A 23,368-nucleotide genomic window follows, 5' to 3' on the forward strand; every position below is an offset into this window, starting at 1 on the left:
AAGAGATATCATAAAAGGGTTTACAGTCATCTATAATAATAGGCCAAGCCCACCCCGTTGAACCGCAAAAATTGCCTAATTCGCAACACCATATATATTATTGCGGTAAACCAGGTTTACCTAAATGACAAAAGAGGCACTTCAAAGAATGCCCCAAACCTATTCTTCGGAGGAGGCCAGCAATTCATTGATGCATTTACACCGTAAATCCAATCTCACCGGCCTTTCTCTGAGTAAAGCCGCCCTATAAAAGCTGTAGGAAAAAGCTACTGCTCAAACACAGTGGATTTTATAGTAATTAGAGCCGTACCCATAAATATCAAAGCAACTCCACTCACAGCGTATACGTCAAACTTTTGCTGCCAAATAACCACAGAAGCTGCACAAACAAGAGCAATACCGACGCCTGACCAGATGGCATAAGTCATTCCCACATTCATATTTTTTAGTACAAACGCAAGAAATAGACTCGCCAGAGAATAAAAAAAGATAGAGGCCATTCCCAGCCACCACTTTTCCCAACCGTTGGAAGCCTTAAGTAGTAGGGTAGCTGTAACTTCGGTAATGATTGCAAAAAATAAAAACAAATAGGTCAAGTTCTACCCCATTAGAATTTATTGTAGTCAAATCACTTGATCAGCTAGATACTATCAAATTTATGACGAATAGCGCTATTGGAGAATAGCGGGGATTCTGCTATTTACTATGCGGCTGTACGAAATACAATGCTGGACTTTACAGTCAACAGTCAGCCCTCTGGCTACCCAAGATAACTCATGTCTTCCCATTGACAAATCAGCAATATAAAGAAGAGCTAGATTTCAGCCCCGACAACTACCTAGCCTATCGATACCAATAGATCTAATTGTAGTATTACAGCTGTTTCTTATACTCCTCCAGAAAAAAACGTGACTAATTTTACACTCATATTGGCCCCATACCTGCGATTACTGACTTGTTGAAAAATACTCAATATATGCAAATATTTATTAAACAGAGGAGTGCGGACCAAATAACATCTACCTCACGTAGCAGGCAAGTTGCATAGAGCAACAACTAAATGATATTTGGGATATAGGATTGAAATATCGTGAAACCGATACTTGGTATAATTTGTGTGGTTACACCCTTTATCGCCAATGACGCACCCCTTTTTAGATCTGTGTTACTACAGGCATACAATCACGATGATTACAACTTTCTCGATTTAGCGTTTAGAGCGCAAAACACTTATCTCCCAAGCTATCGAAAAAGCAGTATTCTTAGTACCTACCAGCTGAAAATCGCATCTTCTATTTTTATTAGAAAGGCGGTAGATAAAATACAGCCCCCCCTACTTCACAAGGGTATTGAAGAAACTAAGTAGTATGGTCTCAAAATACACTGGAATTGGTTGCTCAGAAGTTGGCTGCTCAAAATATCGCAGAAAGTCCTACAGAGATTTGAGGCATTACGAACATCAAATCCTTCCACAGATTTCATTACACATAATGATTGCTTCAAGTTACTGGATCCAGGCAATCCATGTTCAAGCCCCTTACAGGCAATCTCGGATATCGAGGCAGACCATCAGCAACAAATGAATGCACAACAAAGCGGCGATACTTATGCGCAACATTATAGTCCGTTCTGTAACGGGAAACTCTGACGAGGCCTGGTCTGATTGGCGCTGGCAAATGCGTAATCGCATCAGCACATTGGATGGCCTAAAGCGATGGATCAATGTTTCTACTTCTGAATCTGACGCTATCCAACAGCTAAAAGAAATCTATCGGTGGAGTATTACACCCTACTACGCCTCCTTAATGGACCCTGATGACCCTAATTGTCCAATTAGATTGCAGGCAGTTCCCTCTCTAGAGGAAACCATCGTACCCGACAGTGCAAACATTGACCCTGTAGGTGATCAGTATTTTCGTAAAACCAACCGCGTCGTACATAAGTACCCGGATCGCGTCATCTTTCTGGTAACGTCTGTTTGCCCTGTTTATTGCCGTCATTGCACAAGGAAATTTCACACCACAACGGTGGGCCCGGAAAGTTATTTTGAACAAGGCGAAGCAACCAGCTGGGATGAGGATATTGCTTACATAGAATCACATCCACAGATTCGCGATGTATTACTCACCGGCGGCGACCCACTGATGTATTCCAACGACCGCTTGGCCAAACTATTGGAGAAGCTGAGAGCAATAAATCATGTGGAAATTATTCGTATTGGCTCACGCTTTCCCGTACTGGCCCCCCAACGTATCACCGACGAATTGTGCGAAATGCTCGCATCATTTCATCCCGTGTGGCTGAACACGCACTTTAATCACCCCAAAGAAGTCACCGAAGAAGCCGCCGCTGCATGCGACCGCTTGCTGAGAGCGGGCGTTCCGGTAGGAAATCAAACAGTGCTTTTAAAAGGCGTAAATAATTCACCGGATGTTATGCGACAATTGATGCTCGCTCTGGTAAAAATACGAGTCAGACCCTACTACCTCTATCACTGCGATAATGTGGTCGGTGTCTCTCACTTTATGACAAGCCTGAAGGAAGGACAGGCGATTTATGAGTCATTGCAGGGGCACATCACGGGTTTTGCGGTCCCTCAATATGTACTTACTACTGAGCTGGGCAAAAACCCGGTCATGCCCTACGAATATGTAAAACAAGGCGATATCGAAGGCGAATGGCACATTCGAAATTTCAGAGGGCAAACGGGTATATATCTGGAGTAACAAAGTGCTAACTACCAGAGAAGGTAATCATAAGTCAAAAATTTATTGCGCTGATGCCTTTTTGGATGTTCCTGAGATATCCAAAATACCAAGTGTTTGGCAACGGTAGTATGCACCGCAATATATCGCAGAATTTTTCAGAACCCAGGATATCTATAGATGACTGCTTATAGCTGATTCCACAATACGGTTGATCATGGCTCCATACTGAATACCCGCCAATTCACACATCACGGGCAGTTCAGAAACTTCAGGCCGCAAACCGGGTAGGACATTGACCTCCATAACCATGGGGGCCCCCTGTGCATCATAGCGAATATCAACTCGACCACCATCACGACACTCAAGTACTCCCCAAGTCTTCTGCGCAATTGCTCGGACCTTTAGCGCCTGATCATCGTCAACAAGCCGGCCGGGGAAAGCTCCATCATACTTGTAATACACAGGTTCATCGCCCAATAACTTTTCCATCACGCCAATGCACTCGGCAGTTGCACCCGTCCCCAAAAAGCCCACAGTAAACTCTCGGCCAGGTAAGAATGTTTCAACCAGTACTGGCTGATTAAACCGACTCAAAAGGTATTCACAGCGGTTTTTCAAAGCTGCCTTGTCGATAACTTTGGATTCAGGCGATACCCCCTTACTGGTTCCCTCCCTAAGTGGCTTTGTCATCAAAGGGTATTCAAGCTCTACTCGATTGACATCTGTAACACTTCGAACAACTGCAAACTGTGCCGTTGGAATACCCATATCCCGCAATATGCGTTTGGTCATCTCCTTATTAAGGGTCACTGTGTTGGCAAATGGATCAGAAAATGTGTACGGTATCTTCCAGGCGTCCAACAAAGCGGGAACCTGTGCTTCGCGCCCGGTTCCGTATATGCCCTCAGCAATATTGAACACCAGATCCCAGGTGTTACCTTCAACCAGTTGCTGCGCCAACCTGTGAATATTGCCGACCCGTTCGATATGGTGGCCAGCGCTGGTAAGCGCATCGTGAATCGCATCTATCGTCTCCAGGTGATCAAGTTCAGCGACGTCCTCTTCACTAAACCCCATCCCGAGATAATCATCACGAAGGTCGTAGACTATACCGATACGCATCAATCATGCTCCGCTGCCACTACACAACCTATCGAATGCCGGACTGGAATATTAGCTACGCAACTGGTTTTCACTTTAACGCCCCCCCAGCCTCTACCCGGAAAACTGCACGTAAAAAAGAAGTTAATAACCTTCATTAGTCCTGAGTTTTGGATAGGGTTGAAGTCGAAAGTACTTGCGAAGTGACCATTATTAAAGACAACTAACCAAATGCCGTATTGCCCGTAGAGCTAATTAGCACAAAAGCTATCACGCAAGGTTCTTCACCTCGGTTGACCCAGTTATGAACTGTCCCCCGCTGGACGAGTGCATCTCCCGCAGACAGCTTCACAACAACCTCATCTCCCATTTCCATCTCAATATTCCCAGACATCACCACCGCATAATCAATGCTGTCAGTTTGGTGAGATCGTGGCGTAACTCCTGGCCCAAATTCTACGACCTTAAAAACCGAGCCTCCCGGAATCGTAGTTCCATCAAATTTTCTCCCGCCGTTGTCTCTACCATCTTCACAAAGCTCTACGGGCAAGCCCTGAGTAGTCCATAACTGCTGCTGAACCATATGAGGCCGCCAACTACTGGTATGCAAACCCTGATCATCTATGAGCACTACTGGCTTTCCCTCTGGGTCGTGCCCTGTAACAACTCGCCGGACATTCACACTCATCGCACTCTCCTTTCTCCTGGGAAGCAACCATCTAGTTACGGGAGAATATAGTTCAGCCAGCAGCTAGCCAGCTTACCGGACAGTGCTGGTATCACCGATGTTGCGAAATCACTATAATCGCGCCCATGTCTGAGTTACCTATTAACAGCATCCTCCCCGAACTGCTCCAGGCCTTGAGAGGGCATAGTAATGTCGTGCTCCAGGCGCCCCCCGGAGCGGGTAAAACAACCGCCGTACCACTGGCATTAATAGATGAGCCTTGGTTGAGCGGAAAGAATATTATTATGCTGGAGCCGCGACGTTTGGCCGCTAGAACGGCAGCGGCGCGCATGGCCAACCAGCTGGGTGAGAAAGTTGGTGATACCGTTGGATTTCAGGTCCGGGGCGAACGGAAGTCAAGCAAGAAGACCCGCATCCTGGTTGTAACCGAGGGAATTCTCACGCGCCTCTTACAGGCTGACCCTGAATTGGCATCCTGCGCTCTGGTCATATTCGATGAATTTCATGAGCGCAGTCTGCAAGCCGACCTCTCCCTCGCCTTATGTCTTCAGTCCCAGGAATATCTTCGCGAGGACCTCAAGATTCTGGTGATGTCTGCCACCCTGGATACCAGCGGCATCTCCTCACTACTAAATAACGCACCCATCATATTCAGTGAAGGACGCAGCTATCCCGTCGATATTGAGTACTTGAACCAACGAGAAGAGCCCGAGGACAAACGACAAATCCCGGCTTTGATGGCAAATAAAGTTGTCGCATCCTTAGGTAAACAAGAAGGTAGTGTTCTCGCCTTCCTTCCTGGTGTCGCCGAAATCAAACAGGTTGAGAGCTTATTGGAGGAGCGACTATCTGAGGAAACCGAAAAGGGCCGCATTATTATTGCACCGCTTTTTGGGGATCTGAGCCGTGAGCAGCAGGATCAGGCGATAGCACCAGCGGCACCAGGCACGAGAAAAATCGTACTGGCTACAAATGTGGCCGAGACGAGCCTGACGATTGAGGGCATCCGAATAGTTATCGATTCAGGATTAATGCGCGAATCGCGATTTAATCCCAACTGCGGCATGAATCGTTTGGTGACAAGCTCGATTTCCCAGGCCTCCGCTACCCAGCGTACAGGGCGCGCCGGGCGCCTCAGCGCCGGCTACTGTCTGCGACTCTGGAGTGAGGGCCGGCAGCGGTCATTGAGCGCCAAAAATACAGCGGAAATCACCCGCAGTGACCTGGCTCCCCTGGCACTTGAATTAGCCAAATGGGGGGTTACCGATGTCAGCGAGCTCAACTGGCTCGACACACCACCCCCAGGACCTATGGCCCAGGCCCAGCAGCTCTTGCAGCAACTGGGGGCACTGGATGACAAACTGCGTATTACCTCTCACGGGAATACCATGCTGGCCTTTGGCGCCCACCCTCGCCTCGCACATATGTTAGTTGCCAGTGTCGGCTGGGGATTGCAGGAACAGGCCTGCCTGCTGGCAGCGCTACTATCTGAACGGGATATTTTTCGTGGCGAAGCCCGATGGGATAGGGACATTAGCAAACGGATTCAGGCTCTACAGTCCCAAGGCAACGATCGGCGGGTAGATCGAGGTACTGCTCACAGAATACGCCAGCAGTCTAAAACCTGGCTCTCTCAATTAAAGAAATTTGAGTCAAGTTCAAGTCCTGCACCACAGAGTATCGATCACTCCGATGAAACTGGTGCCCTGCTTGGACTCGCCTACCCAGACCGTATTGCGAAATCGCGCAGTGATACCAGCAGCCGGTTTCTACTCTCCAGTGGCCGAGGCGCACATTTCTCCCATGATGACGCCCTAGCTTTAAGCAAATACCTGGTCATTGCCGAACTGGATGGCCAGGGCCGAGATGCAAGTATCCAGCTGGCAGCAGAGATTTCTCTGCCCGCTTTGAAGTCGCATTTCGCCGCCCAGATCAAAGAAGAGATTTCAGTTCGCTGGGACGAGACTACCGGCCGCGCTGTCGCCCTACAGCAAACGCAATTGGGGGCGCTGGTTTTACACCAGCGGCCTGCAGCAGATATTCCCCCGGAGACCCTCAGTCGCGCATTATTAGAAGCCGTACGAAAGAAAGGTCTCTCCTCCCTCCCCTGGAACACAGAAGCTAACCAGTTACGTTTTCGAGTGGAATTTTTACGCCAAAGTGAAGAGTGCGGGGATTTTCTCAGCGACACCCGAGTACCAAACTGGAGTGATGAGGCTCTATTGGAGACCATGGAGGATTGGCTGCTGCCTCATTTACAGGGGTTCAGCAAACTTGAGCAGCTAGGGCAGCTTGACTTGCAAAGCATCTTGCGCGGACAGCTTGAGTGGGACTTGCAACAAAAACTCGAAGACTTGGCCCCCAGTCACTACCTGGTTCCCAGTGGCTCCCGGATAAGAATCGACTACGGAGAAACCCCACCTGTTTTGGCTGTGCGCCTGCAGGAGCTATTTGGATTGGCACAAACTCCAACAATTCTAAAAAACCGCTATCCATTGATGATTCATTTGCTCTCTCCGGCACGGCGCCCCGTTCAAATTACCCGTGACCTGGTGAATTTCTGGGCCAATACTTACCAAGAGGTAAAGAAGGAGTTGCGTATCAAATACCAGAAACACTACTGGCCCGATGATCCCCTGACGGCTGAGGCTACTACTAAAACGAAGAAGAGAATGGATATGGGACGGTAGTTCTTTTTTTTAGATTCACTGCCCCTGAGGCAGCAAAATTACTTTCTGGGCGGCGGTTAAGTTAACATTCAGCAACAACCGGATAGCATAAGCTGCCGCAAGGGATAGGAACTCGCGCCAATAGAGATAGTCTGAATTATTTTGACCCGCAGCGACGCCCCAAAACCAGAACAAACTCTAACTCGTAGCAATGGAGATGTATTTTGCGCCGAATACTCTTAGCAGCTCTCAGCCCATTACTGATATTTGGCTGTAGCCTCGATGATCTTCCCGATGATTTGAATCAGTCAACTATCAAGTACGATAAGGAAATGCGTTACCTGGTAGAGGATATCAGCGCCTACGCCAAGGGCATCAACCGTCACTTTCTCATCGTACCCCAGAATGGGGTTGAGTTGATTACTACGACAACCACTACCACTGGTCCCGTCGATGAAGCCTACCTGGATGCCACAGACGGCATTGCACAAGAGGCCCTCTTCTTTGGCGCAAATGGTGTTGTCAACGAGCCCACCAGCGAGTCAGAAACCAAGCGCCTGCAAACTTACCTGGACTTGGCGAAAGATGAAGGGGATACAATCCTAATCACGGACTTCACCAATATTGAGCGGGATATTCAAGAGTCATATGAGAATAACGAAGAGGCTGGGTATATTTCTTTTGCCGCAGATAGCGAACTCCTGAACGATGTACCGCTATATCCCGATGAGCCCTTCAATGTTAACTCTCTGGACATTGATGACCTTGAGGAAGCCAAAAACTTTATCAATATCACCAATACCAGCAACTACTCTACGCCTCAAGATTTCATCGATAAACTAAGTGAAACCGATTACGACATATTGATAATCGACTTTTTCTTTGACGGTGAACCTTACACAGAAGAACAAATTGAGCAGCTCAGGGTAAAAGAAAATGGTGGGCGCCGCCTAGTGCTGGCCTATGTCAATGTCGGCGAGGCACAAGACGATCGTTATTACTGGAAATCCTATTGGTACAACACCCCTCCCGAATGGCTACTGGGGGAAATATCCGGCGAGCCAGGTAATTACTACGTAAAGTACTGGCAGGAGGGCTGGCAGAAAATTATCTTCGGCAACGATGATTCTTATATTTATATGATCGTTGATGCAGGATTCGATGGGGCCTATATGGATGGAATCGATGCATTTGAATACTTCGATTCCGACGATGAGTAATCATTAGGCCCCAACGCTTCACTCAGCGGGCATCAGGCCTGCTGAGTTTCCTTATATTGAGTCACATACTGGGAAAGTCGCCCGGACATTTCCTCTGCCAATTTTTGCAGAGCGTTGAGCGGGCGTATCATCACCTCAAACTCAATAATCTTGCCTTCATCATTAAAGCGGATAATATCCAATCCCTTCAGGCTCTTATCACCGATGGAGGCTGCGAATTCAAGAGCCAGATCGTGTCCCGATTCGGTAGTAAATTCACGGTCGTATTCAAAGCTCTCAAAAACCTGCATCACGGTATTGAGAATCAGGCACACAGCAGCGGAGCTGTGGTAGGGCTTAAAAAATGCCGGTGAACGGAAAACAGCATCTTCTGCAACGATCGCTGGCAAGCGACTCAGATCTCGCGCAGCAACCATCTCGTGCCATAGGGCAATAGATTCCGCTATTTTATTATTGGAATTGTTCATTGGAGACTTCCTCTTCACTCACTTGTTTTTGTAAAAATTCTCTCCCATCAGCGCACCCCAACTCGTATGTTTTTTGGGCCAGCTCAGGATTTGTGTAGTCCCAGACGCTGATGAATGGCGGTTTCGAGGGCTGGACATAAGTCCAATCCTGATCGCCTTTACGCTGTGTAAATATGTCTGGGAACTGATCGTAACGACGGGTCAACAGCACCAGCACCCTTCCCTTTCCATTATCCAATCCTGCCACCGGGATATTATCTACCACCCCACCATCGAGTGCTGTTCGTCCCCGCAACTTAAGTCTTGGAGTGAATGGCGGCGTACAGGAGGAGCACAAAATCAAATCCACCAACTCCTCAATACTGGAACAATCCCGGGCTCGATAAAATTGCTGCTTAAAACCTAAGCGCTGGGCGATCTTGGGGTGAAGGCTGCGTAAAAAATGCTTATCGGCATAGTAGGCCATGGCCCCCACTCCAAAAGCCAAACCTCCAGATAGGCCTTTTGGTGGGTGAACAACCGCAATTCGCAACTCTGCGCCCTGCTGAAGGGTCTCCAGTCCATCGCGAAACAGCTCTAACATCGCATTGCGGTAGATTCCATATTGGGGGAACACAGGTTCTTTACCGAAAAGGTTTCCCCAATAAGCATTTTTTTCATTAGTCTCGAACGCAGTCCAAAAATATTCACGAGCCTCCTCCGTCTTACCCATCAGCACCAGGCTCGACATTAGGCCCCCTGCCGAGACCGCAGTAACCACCTTCGGAGAAAGACTAATATCGTTGGCTATCGACTCCCAAAAACCAATCTGCCAGGTACACCGCCCACCACCACCGGCAAAAACAACTTGGTCAAACATGATCTCGCTTCCCTGCAGCAGCCTTCCGGCTGGAACTTCCTGAGTCCATTCTGTGTTTTACATCCTCTCAAGTGCAGTTTCAGGCCGCTCTTTGCATTACCGCCGACACTTATGACCAATTAGTTTCAGCCTTCATGATGACATATTGATGACGACAACAATATGCAACTAATTGCATAAGCTAATCGAATCACAAGTATTGTGCAACTGATCGTCTTGACCCTGAACTCACTGAATACTCAAATTTCCACCAGGCGCTCCTTACCGGACACCAGCGCATCGAGAAAGGCATAACCGTCTGCAACCCCAATTTTCAAGGTATGCCTCAGCGCACTGGGGTCAGCAAAATTCCACATCCCGATGGGCAGCGGGCTGGAGGGCTGCACATAAGTCCACACCTGCCCCCCCCTTTGCACACTGAAACTGTTCGGTAGGTGTGGAAAGTTCCCTGTATCCAAAATCAGAACCCGCCCTTTGCTAGCATCCAAGCCGGCGACCGGGGCATTACCTACCAGAGCTCCATCCAGTACCTCTGCACCATCAAGCGATAACCTTGGGGATATGGGAGGGGCACAACAGGAACTCAAAATAAGCTGCTCAAGATCTTTCCCATCTTTGCATTTACTCACGGGGTGAAACATTTGGCGAAACCCCAAATGTAACGCTGTATTTGGGTGCAAGTCGTGAAAGATATGTTTGTTAGAGTAGAAAATTGCCAGCCCCAGCGTCAGTGCGAGCGGCACAGGCAACCATTCCGGGGGATAGGTCACTGCAATTCTGAGGTCGGCAGATTGACGCAGAGGCTCAAGGCTATCGTGAAAAAATTCATGCACCCCTTTGCGATAGATCTCAAAGTGCGGAAAAATTGGTTCTTTACGGAATGAATTATTCCAGTAGAAATTCCTTTCATTTTTTTTGCAAGCAGAGTGAAAGTAATTAACACCCTCACGGCAGCGATCCGTAAGCATGAGTGCCGCTACCATGCTGCCTCCGGATGCAGCACAAACAACTTTTGGCCGGATCGGTAATTCGCGACTTAGGGATAACAAAAAACCAAGCTGCCAAGTGCAACGGCTTCCTCCGCCACCAAAAACCATTTGATCAAACATGACGACACCCTCTAAAAAAGGCTGTCGAAATAAATACGGGGATTTTTGATTTTAGGCAGAAGTTTTTGTCTCTATCGCCACCAAGCGTTAAAGCGAGATAACAGTTAATGGCTCTCTCCCAACTATTACGCATCACAATCAGCAAACCTGCCAACCACCTTGATACAAATAGATATAAAAAAGGCTTCACTTTTCATACCAACTAGGCATTGAGACTAAAGGTGTCTTTATCTCAACATTCAGTGCAAACCTATGTGTAACTTTAAGATCGTAATCTTCCAATCAGTAATTCAAGATATCCTCAGTCACATCAGGGAGGGCTCTCAATTAACCGCCCTTCGCCACTCAGGGCCGCTAAAAATGCACGGCCATCTGCAATCCCCATACGGAAAGTATCTTTCACCTCTTCCGGACTGGCAAAATCCCAAACATTAAGTGGAACATGTCCAGAGGGCTGAACATATGTCCATTCCTGGTTAAATTTTTGTACCGTAAAACGGTCCGGCAGCTGTGGGAAACGTCGGGTTAGCAAAATAAGCACCCGTCCTTCAGCGGTATCCAGCCCACCAATAGGCACACTATCTACAACCCCTCCATCCAATACCTCTGCACCGCCCTGCTTCAGACGCGGTGTCAGAGGTGGCGTGCAGGATGAAGTAATAACCAGCTTCTCTAACTGGGACGGATCTGAACAGTGACGAACTTTATAAAAAGATTGGCGGAAGCCCAATTTAAGTGCAGTAGTGGGGTGAAGGTTCGGGAAAATATAAGTATCAGAGTAATCAATCGCTGCTCCAATCATTAACGCGATCGGACCAGGCAGCCATTTCGGCGAAGTACTGACCCCAATACGCAAGTCTGAGGCTTCCCTGAGTTGATCAAAGCCCCCAGAAAATAAATCGCTTAATGCTCGACGATAAATTGTGTAGTGCGGGAATACAGGGTCTTTGCGAAACATATTACCCCAATGGATATTTTTCCCATTGGATTTAAATGCCGAAACAAAGTAATCCACTCCGTCGAGTGACCTGTCCATCAGAACAAGGCTGGCGACCAGGGCGCCAGCGGATACTGCACTGACCACCCGTGGTGCCAGATCAATTTCCTTTGCAACCGACTCCCAAAAGCCGATCTGCCAGGTACAGCGCACGCCGCCACCGGCAAACACCACTTGGTCAAACATAGATTGTTCTTCCCTGGAGTTGGCGCACAAGCAATCACTAGCATGACCAATCACTGGATCGCTGCACCGGCACTTTACATTGCCCCAGCGCCTCAAAAGCACCGAGGAATATTTCAAATATATACAGTGTGGGAGTAGTTCGTAGGGAGGCTTACGCGGGATCTAACCTGAGAGGTTCACAGCAATAAAAAAGGCGAACACAAGGTTCGCCTTTTTCTTTTGAGCCACTTGGCCGACTCAGAATGGTCTCAGGAACTCAGTAGTAGGCCTGGGACTTGTCGGTATGGTCAGTAATATCTTTCACGCCAGCTAATTCGGGGATTTTCTCTTTGAGAGTCTTTTCCACGCCTTCCTTCAAAGTCATATCAACCATGCCACAGCCCTGGCAGCCGCCACCAAACTTCAACACAGCAAACATATCCTCAGTCACTTCTACCAGGCTTACCTGGCCACCGTGAGCTGCCAGGCCCGGATTAACCTCGTTGTACAAAACATAGTTAATACGGTCCTGGATAGGGCTGTCATCGGTAATTTTCGGCATACGGGAGTTGGGCGCGCGAATCGTCAGCTGCCCGCCCATCTTGTCCGAAGAGTAATCGACCCGAGCATCATCCAGATAGGGCACGCTGCGTCCTTCGAAGTAAGCTTTGAGACCGTTCATTTCCAACATCACATCACCTTCTTCCTCCTCTCCCGGGCGACAGTAGGCGATACAAGTCTCGGCGTTAGGCGTGCCGGGACTGGAAACAAACATGCGAATGGCAATTCCCTCACAGTCCTGTTTGGCCAACAACTCTTTCAGGTATTCCTGAGCGGGTTCAGTAATAGTGACATTCAAATCAGACATATAGGCTCTCAAATAACCAAGCTTCTTTGTCGGGTATTCTACTCTCAGAAAGACTCAAGGGAAACCGGTCAATTGGAACCCCTTCGACCGACCGGCCTCCCCCTCCCTCCTAGGTGGGGATAAATCCCATAAGAGTCTGGGCGGTTTCCTCTGAAGAGGCCGGATTTTGACCAGTTACCAGTTTGCCGTCTACCACTACATAGGGTGCCCAATCACCACTTTTGGAGTAGTTTCCACCATTTCCCTTGAGCATATCCTCAACCAGGAAAGGCACGACATCCACCAGTTCAACCGCAGCCTCTTCCGAGTTGGTAAATCCGGTCACACCTTTTCCCGACACCAGGTAAGCGCCATCCTGGCGGCGGGTATGACGGAAAATACCCGGAGCATGGCACACAGCACCGATCGGCTTGTCTGCGGCAAAAAAGTTCTCAATCAGTGCAATTGAGACCGGGTCTTCCGCAAGATCCCACAAGGGACCATGGCCACCGGGATAAAAGACTGCATCAAAATCAGACTCATTCATATCAGCCAATTTGTGGGTATTGGCCAGAACCTGCTGAGCATCGGCGTCAGCCTGAAAGCGATGAGTCGCCTCCGTCTGAAAATCTGGCTCATCACTCTTGGGATCGAGAGGCGGCTGCCCGCCTTTTGGAGAGGCCAGGGTCACTTCAGCACCGGCGTCCTTGAAGGTGTAGTAAGGTGCGACAAACTCCTCCAGCCAAAACCCCGTTTTCTTGCCGGTATTCCCCAGTTCATCGTGGGAAGTCAAAACCATCAGTATTTTCATATTTCTGTCCTTATAAACTTTGTCAGCTTTGCTTCAATCATCATTTCCTATGCGCACAACTAACTTGCCGAAGTTCTTTCCTTCCAGAAGCCCGATAAATGCATTGGGTGTTTCTTCCAACCCTTCGACCATATCCTCAAGGTATTTAATACTGCCTTCGGCAACCCACTGACTTAATGTACGTACCGCTTCATGAAAACGTTCGTAGTAATCGAAAATAATAAAGCCTTGGATTTTCAAGCGTTTGGTCAGTACATCCCGCATTAACAAACTGGTGCGATCCGGGCCTTGCGGCAATGAGGTTGCGTTGTACTGAGAGATAAGCCCACATACAGGAATCCGCGCAAAATCATTTAATAGCGGTTGCACCGCATCAAAGACCTTGCCACCAACACTTTCAAAATAGATATCGATACCGTCAGGGCAAGCCGCAGCCAATTGATCGACAAAATCTTCGGCGCGGTGATCCAGGCACAGGTCGAAGCCCAACTCCTCTACCGCATAGCGACACTTTTCCTCACCTCCAGCAACACCGATTACCCGGCACCCTTGCAACTTGCCGATTTGTCCAACTGTTGCCCCCACAGGACCAGTAGCAGCTGCAACTACCAGAGTCTCCCCTTCTTTTGGCTCCCCAATTTCTAGCAAACCAAAGTAGGCGGTGATTCCCGGCATACCCAGCACTCCCAGGGAGAAGGAGGGGTAATCCGGATTTTTACCCAAGTTAATCAACCCGGTACCATCAGAGATGGCGTAGTCCTGCCAGCCGCTATAACCGAGTATCCAATCCCCCTCCTCGAAGCCATTCAATCGGGACTCAACCACACGGCTCACCGTCCCTCCAACCATGGTCTCTCCCAGTGAAACAGGCTCTGCGTAGGACTTCGCATCACTCATTCGCCCCCTCATATAGGGATCGAGCGATAGGAATACTGTGCGCAACAGCACCTCGCCGTCCTCCGGCTTGACCACAGGGGCATGCTCCAGGCGGAAGTTATCTGTCGTCGGGGCACCTTCAGGGCGGGATGCCAATACCAGGCGGCGGTTTATATCGCTCGATTGCATTCTCTATTCTCCATAACTTCGTAAAATGGAAGTCAAAGTCACCAAATTAGACCGGTCGTCTAGAAAGGCGCCATAAAAATACCCGCAACGGTTTTCCCCTCGCGGGCTCAGTAAAAAACTCAGTGTTTCCCCAGTATCTCCTGGGTCGCCAGCATCGCCTCTGCCATTGGCGTATCGTTGCGGTTTAACTTGGCCAACAGGCTGGCTCCCAGCCACAGCTGGTACAGGGAAGCTGCGGTGGCACGGGCATTGAGGGTGCTAGGCAGAGAACCGTCTTCCCCCGCCAGCTCGATACAATTCTGGAGCTTCTGAATAATATGCTCAGTCCCATCTCTGAGGATAACCCGCATCGATTCAGACAGGTCTGCCACCTCAGCGCTAAGCTTAACCACCAGGCAGCGGTGTGCATCGTAACGCTCCCCACTACTCTTCTGCCAAGCATCAAAATAGGCCAATAAATTATCGGCGGCAGATTGATCCCGGGAGGAAAAGCCAACGTCCATCTGTTCCAGGTAGCTGCGAAAATAATCTTCCAGCAGAGCCTCGCCAAATTGCTCCTTGGACTTAAAGTAGTGATAAAAGGATCCCTTTGGCACACCGGCGGTTTTGAGAATTTCACTCAAACCTACACCGGAGAAACCTTTTACGGCCATCACGGTGTAACCGGTATCCAACAAATGTTGGCGAGTATCTTCATAGCTGCTTTTCATGCCTAGCACTCTACGCAAAACTAGACCGGTCGTCTAGGGATTTATAGTGATTAGGAGGTGTAGAGTATCTATAAATTGCTCAACTTTATTCAAAACTGCTCTGTTATTGTGGTGGAACAACCAAAAAGGCGTAAGTCGCAGCCGGTGAGTGGGCGTGACTGTGCTAAGATTGGCGCCATTCCCACCATCGGCAAAAGATCGACAATATAAGGATTGGTAAATGTCCCAGCAGTCCCGCGACCAACGTCTCGAGCAAATTAATGCCGCGCTTGCGCAACGCATCCTGATCCTGGATGGCGCTATGGGGACGATGATCCAGAGGGAGAAGCTGGAAGAGGCCGATTATCGGGGCGAGCGCTTCGCCGACTTCCCTCGCGACTTGAAAGGCAATAACGACCTGCTCAGCCTGACCCGCCCGGAGCTGATCGAAAAGATTCACCGGGAGTACCTTGAGGCGGGCGCGGACATTATCGAAACCAATACTTTTAACGCGACCCAGCTGTCCCAATCTGATTACGACATGGAACACCTGGTGGTAGAGATCAACCGGGCCTCCGCAGAGATCGCGCGCCGTGCAGCAGATGCACTCTCTACCCCAGAGCGCCCGCGCTGGGTAGCCGGGGTCATCGGCCCCACTTCCCGCACCGCCAGTATTTCACCAGACGTCAATGACCCAGGGGCACGCAATGTCACTTTCGATGAACTGGTAGAAAACTATGTAGAAGCGGGCCGCGCTTTGGTCGAAGGCGGCAGCGACCTGATCTTAATCGAAACCATTTTTGACACCCTCAATGCCAAGGCCGCTATCTATGCCATGCAGCAGCTCTTTGAGGAGCTGGGTTTCGAACTGCCAATTATGATTTCCGGCACCATTACCGATGCCTCCGGCCGCACCCTTTCCGGCCAAACGACCGAAGCTTTTTACTATTCTGTTGCCCACGCAAAGCCAATTTCTGTGGGGCTCAACTGTGCCCTGGGCGCCACCGAATTGCGCCCTTATGTGGAAGCCTTATCGGGCGCCTGTACCTCTAATGTCTCCGCCCACCCCAACGCGGGATTGCCCAATGAGTTTGGCGAATACGACGAAACCCCTGAGCAGACTGCCGCAATCGTAGCGGAATTTGCCCGCAGCGGATTTATTAATATCCTCGGCGGCTGTTGTGGCACCACCCCCGATCATATTCGTGCAATTGCCGACGCAGTGGCCGATATACCCCCACGACAGCAGCCGGAAATAAAACCTGCTCTGCGCCTGTCCGGACTGGAGCCATTTGTCGCCGATGAAAACGCCCTATTCGTCAATGTGGGCGAGCGTTGCAACGTCACTGGCTCCGCCCGATTTAAGCGCCTGATACTTGAAGAGGACTACGACACCGCCCTGCAAGTGGCTGCCGCCCAGGTGGAAGATGGGGCGCAGGTAATCGACTTCAATATGGATGAGGCGATGCTGGATGCACTCGCCGCTATGCGCCGCTTCCTCAACCTTGCCGCTACCGAACCGGATATCGCCAAGGTGCCATTTATGGTGGACTCCTCCAAGTGGGAGGTGATCGAGGCCGGCCTGCAATGCATCCAGGGCAAGCCCATTGTGAACTCCATCAGCCTCAAGGAAGGCAAAGAGGAGTTTATCGAAAAGGCCCAACTGTGCCTGCGCTACGGTGCGGCTGTGGTGGTGATGGCTTTTGATGAAGATGGCCAGGCGGATACTTTCGAGCGCAAAATTGAGATCTGCAAGCGCAGCTACGATGTGCTGGTCGATGAAGTCGGCTTCGATCCCACCGATATTATTTTCGACCCGAATATTTTTGCTGTCGCCACCGGTATTGAGGAACACAATAATTACGCGGTGGACTTTATCGAGGCGTGCCGCTGGATTCGCGCAAATCTGCCCGGTGCCCAGATCAGTGGCGGCGTCTCCAATGTTTCCTTCTCTTTCCGGGGCAACAACCCGGTACGTGAAGCCATTCATTCAGTATTCCTGTTTCACGCTATTAAAGCCGGCCTGAATATGGGTATCGTGAACGCCGGGCAGCTGGCGGTTTACGACGAACTCCCAGAGGAGCTGCGGGAAAAAGTTGAGGATGTGATCCTCAACCGCAGCCCGGATGCCACTGAAGCCCTGCTGGAAATTGCCCCCAAATACCAAGGGGATGGCGGCGGTGCCACACGCAAAGAGGACCTGAGCTGGCGCCAATTGCCCGTGAAGGAACGCCTGGCACACTCCCTTGTGAAAGGCATTAACAACTATATCGAGGAAGATACCGAAGAGGCCCGCGCAAGTTCCTCACGCCCACTGGATGTGATCGAAGGTCCACTGATGGACGGTATGAATATCGTTGGCGACCTGTTTGGCGAAGGGAAAATGTTCTTGCCCCAGGTAGTGAAATCCGCCCGGGTTATGAAACAGGCGGTAGCCTACCTGCAACCCTATATTGAAGCGGAAAAAACCGAAGGCAGCCGCTCCAACGGCCGTATCCTGATGGCCACTGTTAAAGGGGATGTGCACGATATTGGCAAAAATATCGTGGGCGTGGTGCTGGCCTGCAACAACTATGAAGTGATCGACCTCGGCGTGATGGTGCCAGCGGAAACTATTCTGCAAACAGCAAAGGAAAAGGAGTGTGACATTATCGGCCTGTCCGGCCTGATCACCCCATCCCTGGATGAAATGGTTCACGTAGCCGCCGAGATGGAGCGCCAGGGGTTTGATATCCCATTATTGATCGGCGGAGCTACCACCTCCAAAGCCCATACCGCCGTAAAAATTGATCCCCAATTCCACCGCAACCAGGTGGTGTATGTAGCCGATGCATCTCGCGCCGTAGGCGTGGCCAGCAGCCTGATTTCCAATGAGCTGCGCCCAGCCTTTGTGGAAAAAATCCAGGCCGAGTATGAAAAGGTGCGCACCCGCACCGCCAACCGCAAGCGCAATGACACCCGCTTAACCTACGAGGAAGCGCGGGATACTGCCCCGGAATTTGATTGGAAAAACTACCAGCCAGCACGACCCAACAAGCTGGGCCTTACCGTGATCGACGATTTCCCTCTGGAGAAACTGCTCGACACTATGGACTGGACGCCTTTCTTTATTTCCTGGGATTTGGCGGGTAAATTCCCGGCAATCCTTGAAGACGAAATTGTGGGAGAAGCCGCTACCGATCTCTACGACAACGCCCAGCGTATGTTGAAAGAGATTATCGATAAAAAGCTATTGCGCGCACGGGCCGTATTCGGCCTATGGCCCGCCAATAGCGTCGGCGACGATATCATCGTCTACAAGGATGAAAGCCGCAGTGAGGAGCTGGCTCGCCTTCACCATATGCGCCAGCAGGTACAGAAACGCGGTGGTGATGGCCTTTGCCGCTCCCTGGCAGATTTCGTCGCGCCGCTTGAGTCCGGCCAAATAGACTATGTGGGCGGCTTCGCGGTTACCACTGGCATCGGCGCAGACGAGTTAGCAGACACCTACGAAGCCAAGCACGACGATTACAACGCCATTATGGTAAAGGCCCTGGCAGACCGTATGGCAGAGTCCTTTGCTGAGACACTGCACCGCTTGGTGCGAAAAGAATATTGGGGCTATGCCGAAGACGAAACTCTGAGCAATGAGGAGCTGATCAAGGAAGCCTACCAGGGCATCCGCCCAGCCCCGGGCTATCCCGCCTGCCCCGATCATTCGGAAAAAGCTACCCTGTTCAAATTGCTACAAGCGGAGCAAAATGCAGGCGTCAGCCTTACCGAACACTTTGCCATGATGCCCGCAGCTGCGGTGAGCGGTTGGTACTTCGCCCACCCCCAGGCAAAGTACTTCAATGTGGGCAAGATCGGCAGAGATCAGCTGCAAAGCCTGGCTAAACGAAAAGGGGTCAGCGAACCAGAATTGGAGCGCTGGCTACGTCCCAACCTCGAGGAGTGAGCCTGTGGAAGATAATAATAAGAAAGCGAAAAAGCCCAATTTCGGCCAGGTGGTAGTCAGTACCCTGGCCGCCGCAATTGGCGTGCAGAGTGATAAAAACCGCGAAAGGGATTTTCAAAGCGGCAGTATTATGACGTACGTTATTGCCGGCGTTGTTTTTACCGCCGTATTTGTAATCGGATTGGCTCTAATTGTGAAAATAGTACTCGGCAATATGGGCTAAAAGCGCAGAGTGCTTTCCATCAGCTAGCAGCTACACAAATAAGCCGAGCGAAATGTCTATCGCTAATGCCCGGGACTACACAACTCCGGGCCAGCGGCGGGCTAGCGCGTGGCCACCCAAAAAATACAGGTGGCTACGAAAATTGCGACCAGTGCTACAGCAGCAATTGCATCCACTACATTATCGTCTTCAGAAACTACAGCTACTTCATCATTCATCGAATCTCTCCGATCGTTCTTTATTGTTATTTAAAGTAGTTGGGCCGCTGGATGCGGCAACCCAAGTAGAGCAAATCAAGTCATCAGTTGCAAGGCGGGGCCGGCAAACAACCTTACCGACCCAAGTGCCAGTCTAGGCCTGCCCGGAATAGAGAGCGATATGAAACCCTCCGGTGAGAGCCTGGCCAGTCTTAGCAACCTGTGTACGGCTGTTAACATCGACATTCAGATTGCCCCATTTATTTAGGGAAACTGACATAATTCCATTAACACCTTTGCCCTTGTTAACACTCGTCATATTGCAAAACACCACGGCTCCACCACCACTCTTGTTCGTCGCCAGAGAACCTGGACTCGGGCTTGAGCCATCGGAAATCAGAATATGTACATCGATAGTTTTACCACCCAGCGAGTTTTTTAGAATCCTATTGTTATGATCCAAACAAATATCAATGCCAAAAGTTAAGCCCTTGTACGAAAAAGTACTGTCACTTGCCTTGGTCGAAAAAGCATCATCTGTCTGATACTTATCATTGCCAACTTTATATTTCTTCAGCAGGAAATTGCCACCGGCCAGGATAGGAGCAATGCTCAAGTAAGATACTGAAGAAAAACATCCACCACCTTTTGTGTAAGCAATAGTCCCTGCAACAATCAGAATGTTCGGGTATTGACGGGAAGCTCTGCGCAGGCCGGAATAAATATCACTCTTGGAGCCCTTGCTTAAAGAGTCGATGTGATTAGTTTTTGCTTTAGAGGCATACCCTGAAAAGTAATACTCCGGAGCAACCAACATCTTGATATATTTATCGTCGGAGTACTCTTGCATCATGGCTTTAGCGCGAGCCAGCGCCCCCTCAAACACATCGAAATTACTGTTACTCACACCAGTAAACTTTGATGAATCATCAAACTCAATCATCGCCGCAAGGATATCTTTAGCCATCCCGCTTACCTCTTATATTTTTTTAGGAATTCAGTCACTGACTTAGCCACTGACCAGTCTCACATGTGACTGACTATTCGCAATTTATATCACCACAAGTAAACTGAGAGGCGGTATCAATTCACAGCTAACCGAATTAGCGTCGATTTGCCAGGTCCCGAAGTGGAGTCGCTACACTCAACAGGTAAGTTGCGGCTAAAAAACAGACAGGACGGCATAGATAGCCATTACTCCAACGCTCCTCGAATCTGCAACAACAGACAAGCACTATGCTGATAAATCTCTCTTATAACTGTTGGTTACAGATATAGCGGAAAATATTGTTATTTATTGCATAAGAGCGCTGGTATGTTATGCGCCAGCGGAGAATCGTCCGGGGCCCGCCCCTTTCTCCACCATCAGCGCACAAAGGCAATGGAATCAAGCTGTTATGTATCGATACGACGACCGGGACCGCGCCATCATCAACGATCGCGTAGCCCAGTTCCGCGGCCAAACGGAACGTTACCTTGCCGGCGAGTTGAGCGAGGAGCAATTCCTGCCGCTGCGCCTGCAAAATGGCCTCTATATTCAGCGACTGGCCCCCATGTTGCGTATTGCCGTTCCCTACGGCCTACTCAACAGTGCCCAGTTACGCCGTCTCGCTCGCGTAAGCCGCGACTACGATAAAGGCTACGCCCACTTCACTACGCGCCAGAACCTCCAGTACAACTGGCCGCAGCTGGAAGATGTACCCGCTATTCTCGATGAACTGGCGGAAGTGGAAATGCACGCGGTACAAACCAGCGGCAACTGTATCCGAAATACCACCTCGGATCCCTACGCCGGCATTGCGCTCGACGAGATTGCCGACCCGCGCCCCTACTGCGAGCTGATTCGCCAGTGGTCTACATTCCATCCGGAATTCGCTTTCTTGCCGCGCAAGTTCAAGATTGCCGTCAGTGGTTCAGAACAGGACCGCGCAGCCATCCGCGTACACGATATCGGTGTACAGATCGTCAAGCGCGGTGAAGAGATTGGCTTCCAGGTATTGGTAGGTGGCGGTCAGGGCCGCACACCGGTTATTGCCGAGACCATCCGCGACTTCCTGCCGGAAGAAGACCTGCTCTCTTACCTTGAAGCGATTGTCCGCGTTTACAACCAGCTGGGTCGCCGCGACAACAAGTACAAAGCGCGCATTAAAATTCTGGTCAAGGCCCTCGGCCCGGAAGAGTTCGGCCGCCGCGTGGAAGAAGAGTGGCAACATATTAAAGACGGCGCTGAAAAGTTAACCCAGGAAGCATTGGATTGGGCAAAATCCTTCTTCACAGCCCCAGAATATCGCGAGTTTGACGGATCAGCTGCTGAAGCTGCACTGCAACAACAAGCTGACAGCGACAAAGCCTTTGCCCGCTGGCTTGAACGCAACACCTACCCTCACCGGGTACCCGGTTATCGCGCGATTAAGTTGTCCACCAAACCCACTGGTGTACCCCCGGGTGATGTAACCGATGCCCAACTGGAGGCTATTGCCGATCTCGCCGATACTTTTAGCTTTGGTGAAGCTCGGGTAACTCACGACCAGAATGTGGTACTCGCAGACGTCGAACAGGACAAACTGTTTGAACTCTGGCAACAGGCCCGCAAGCACGGTTTCGCCACACCGAATATCGGCACCCTGACCGATATGATTTGCTGCCCCGGCGGTGACTACTGCTCACTTGCTAACGCCAAGTCCATCCCAGTAGCCGAAGCCATCCAGCGTCGCTTTGACGACATGGACTACCTGTACGACCTGGGTGACCTCAACCTCAATATCTCTGGCTGTATGAATGCCTGTGGCCACCACCACGTGGGACATATCGGCATCCTCGGCGTCGACAAAAAAGGCGAAGAGTTCTACCAGATTCAGCTGGGCGGCAGTGCATCCAACGAGGCCAGCCTGGCCAAAGTATTGGGCCCCAGTTTCTCCCGCGCTGAAGTGCCAGACGTGATCAGCAAAATCCTCGACCTCTATGTCGAGCAGCGCCAAACGGAAGAGCCCTTTATCGACACCTACAACCGCATCGGCCTTCAGCCCTTCAAGGAGAGAGTTTATGCCAAAGCCAGCTAAACTGGGCCCACAGCCGGGCAACCCCGCAGAACTGATCATCGATGGTGAAGTAAAGACCAACGAATGGCAGCTGGTGCCCCAACTGGAAGCGGGAGAGGAGTTGGACCCAAGCACCCTGCCCTCCGGCAAAATTATCCTGCCACTGCGACAGTGGCTGGCGCATCGCGATGCGCTGTCATCCCGCAGTGACGAAGTCGGTGTTTGGCTGGACAGTGAAGAAGGTGCCGAGCAGATTGCGGAAGAAGCTCCCAAATTGCCGGTAATTGCCGTGCACTTCCCAGCATTTGCCGACGGTCGGGGCTTTACCGCCGGCCGTATGCTGCGCGAGCGCTACAGCTTTACCGGAGAGTTACGCGCAGTAGGCGGGTTTATGCGAGACCAGCTGACCTATTTACAACGCTGCGGCTTCAATGCCTACGCATTTGAAGGCGAGCAGCCTCTGGCAAGCCTTAAAGACTCGATGAGCGATTTTGGCGATAGCTACCAAACAGGGGTAGACCAACCGCTGCCCATGTTCCGTCGCCGCTTCTAAAGCTCAATTTAGACCTCTGAATACT

19 protein-coding genes are annotated in these 23,368 nt (G+C 50.4%); 7 read left to right on the top strand and 12 right to left on the bottom strand.

Translation table 11 applies throughout. The features are described 5' to 3' along the window. Window positions 1-266 precede the first annotated feature (266 nt). A complete protein-coding gene (locus ACJJIR_RS11990; RefSeq protein WP_413665519.1) occupies window positions 267-596 on the bottom strand; it encodes a DMT family transporter in 330 nt (109 codons plus the stop codon). Window positions 597-1,607: 1,011 nt separating this feature from the next. Here ACJJIR_RS11990 and ACJJIR_RS11995 point away from each other — a divergent pair. Continuing rightward, complete coding sequence (locus tag ACJJIR_RS11995) at window positions 1,608-2,726, top strand: KamA family radical SAM protein (protein ID WP_444905514.1); 1,119 nt, start codon at window positions 1,608-1,610, stop codon at window positions 2,724-2,726. Window positions 2,727-2,879: 153 nt separating this feature from the next. Here the strand turns inward: ACJJIR_RS11995 and ACJJIR_RS12000 are convergent, their stop codons facing one another. Both ACJJIR_RS12000 and ACJJIR_RS12005 read right to left on the bottom strand, forming a co-directional pair. After that, window positions 2,880-3,830, bottom strand: coding sequence for a D-alanine--D-alanine ligase family protein (locus tag ACJJIR_RS12000; protein WP_444905515.1), 951 nt, complete (start codon window positions 3,828-3,830; stop codon window positions 2,880-2,882). A 202-nt stretch (window positions 3,831-4,032) separates the two neighbouring features. Beyond that, window positions 4,033-4,497 (bottom strand): cupin domain-containing protein, encoded by a 465-nt coding sequence (locus tag ACJJIR_RS12005; protein ID WP_444905516.1) that lies wholly within the window; start codon window positions 4,495-4,497, stop codon window positions 4,033-4,035. Between the two features lie 125 nt (window positions 4,498-4,622). On the opposite strand from ACJJIR_RS12005, the gene hrpB reads away from it, so the two are divergent. Together hrpB and ACJJIR_RS12015 are read left to right on the top strand one after the other, a co-directional pair. Continuing rightward, entirely contained in the window at window positions 4,623-7,187 is a 2,565-nt protein-coding gene (gene hrpB / locus ACJJIR_RS12010) for an ATP-dependent helicase HrpB (RefSeq protein ID WP_444905517.1), read from the top strand. Window positions 7,188-7,390: 203 nt separating this feature from the next. Next, window positions 7,391-8,386 carry an endo alpha-1,4 polygalactosaminidase gene (locus tag ACJJIR_RS12015; RefSeq protein WP_444905518.1) on the top strand — a complete coding sequence of 332 codons (996 nt, stop codon included), beginning with the start codon at window positions 7,391-7,393 and terminating at the stop codon, window positions 8,384-8,386. A gap of 32 nt (window positions 8,387-8,418) precedes the next feature. Here ACJJIR_RS12015 and ACJJIR_RS12020 read toward each other — a convergent pair whose 3' ends face one another. From ACJJIR_RS12020 to ACJJIR_RS12055, 8 genes are all read right to left on the bottom strand, one after another. Then, on the bottom strand, window positions 8,419-8,853 hold the full coding sequence (locus ACJJIR_RS12020) for a nuclear transport factor 2 family protein (RefSeq protein WP_413665513.1): 435 nt from the start codon (window positions 8,851-8,853) through the stop codon (window positions 8,419-8,421). After that, complete coding sequence (locus tag ACJJIR_RS12025) at window positions 8,837-9,712, bottom strand: patatin-like phospholipase family protein (RefSeq protein ID WP_444905519.1); 876 nt, start codon at window positions 9,710-9,712, stop codon at window positions 8,837-8,839. Before ACJJIR_RS12025 ends, ACJJIR_RS12020 begins: the two co-directional genes overlap by 17 nt. 239 nt (window positions 9,713-9,951) lie before the next feature. After that, complete coding sequence (locus tag ACJJIR_RS12030) at window positions 9,952-10,821, bottom strand: patatin-like phospholipase family protein (protein ID WP_444905520.1); 870 nt, start codon at window positions 10,819-10,821, stop codon at window positions 9,952-9,954. A 310-nt stretch (window positions 10,822-11,131) separates the two neighbouring features. Beyond that, on the bottom strand, window positions 11,132-12,004 hold the full coding sequence (locus ACJJIR_RS12035; protein ID WP_444905521.1) for a patatin-like phospholipase family protein: 873 nt from the start codon (window positions 12,002-12,004) through the stop codon (window positions 11,132-11,134). Window positions 12,005-12,260: 256 nt separating this feature from the next. Continuing rightward, window positions 12,261-12,851, bottom strand: coding sequence for a Fe-S biogenesis protein NfuA (nfuA, locus tag ACJJIR_RS12040; RefSeq protein WP_282933143.1), 591 nt, complete (start codon window positions 12,849-12,851; stop codon window positions 12,261-12,263). Between the two features lie 109 nt (window positions 12,852-12,960). Continuing rightward, the gene (locus tag ACJJIR_RS12045) at window positions 12,961-13,641 is read right to left on the bottom strand and encodes a type 1 glutamine amidotransferase domain-containing protein (protein ID WP_444905522.1); all 681 of its coding nucleotides are present in this window, start codon (window positions 13,639-13,641) and stop codon (window positions 12,961-12,963) included. Window positions 13,642-13,674: 33 nt separating this feature from the next. Then, a complete protein-coding gene (curA, locus tag ACJJIR_RS12050; protein WP_444905523.1) occupies window positions 13,675-14,706 on the bottom strand; it encodes an NADPH-dependent curcumin/dihydrocurcumin reductase in 1,032 nt (343 codons plus the stop codon). Between the two features lie 119 nt (window positions 14,707-14,825). Continuing rightward, window positions 14,826-15,416 (bottom strand): TetR/AcrR family transcriptional regulator, encoded by a 591-nt coding sequence (locus ACJJIR_RS12055; RefSeq protein ID WP_444905524.1) that lies wholly within the window; start codon window positions 15,414-15,416, stop codon window positions 14,826-14,828. A gap of 220 nt (window positions 15,417-15,636) precedes the next feature. Here ACJJIR_RS12055 and metH point away from each other — a divergent pair, with 220 nt between their 5' ends. After that, window positions 15,637-19,332: a methionine synthase gene (gene metH / locus ACJJIR_RS12060; RefSeq protein ID WP_444905525.1), complete on the top strand. Its 3,696-nt coding sequence runs from the start codon at window positions 15,637-15,639 to the stop codon at window positions 19,330-19,332. A gap of 4 nt (window positions 19,333-19,336) precedes the next feature. Further along, window positions 19,337-19,555: a DUF2970 domain-containing protein gene (locus ACJJIR_RS12065; RefSeq protein WP_413665506.1), complete on the top strand. Its 219-nt coding sequence runs from the start codon at window positions 19,337-19,339 to the stop codon at window positions 19,553-19,555. A gap of 351 nt (window positions 19,556-19,906) precedes the next feature. On the opposite strand, the gene ACJJIR_RS12070 is transcribed toward ACJJIR_RS12065, so the two are convergent. After that, a complete protein-coding gene (locus tag ACJJIR_RS12070) occupies window positions 19,907-20,719 on the bottom strand; it encodes a hypothetical protein (RefSeq protein ID WP_444905526.1) in 813 nt (270 codons plus the stop codon). A 430-nt stretch (window positions 20,720-21,149) separates the two neighbouring features. Between ACJJIR_RS12070 and ACJJIR_RS12075 the strand changes: the two genes are divergently transcribed. Beyond that, complete coding sequence (locus ACJJIR_RS12075) at window positions 21,150-22,811, top strand: nitrite/sulfite reductase (RefSeq protein ID WP_444905527.1); 1,662 nt, start codon at window positions 21,150-21,152, stop codon at window positions 22,809-22,811. Then, complete coding sequence (locus tag ACJJIR_RS12080; protein WP_444897573.1) at window positions 22,795-23,343, top strand: DUF934 domain-containing protein; 549 nt, start codon at window positions 22,795-22,797, stop codon at window positions 23,341-23,343. The genes ACJJIR_RS12075 and ACJJIR_RS12080 overlap by 17 nt, the downstream gene beginning before the upstream one ends. Window positions 23,344-23,368 lie beyond the last annotated feature (25 nt).

It is taken from the genome of Microbulbifer maximicatervae (SeqCode) (genome assembly GCF_052467385.1).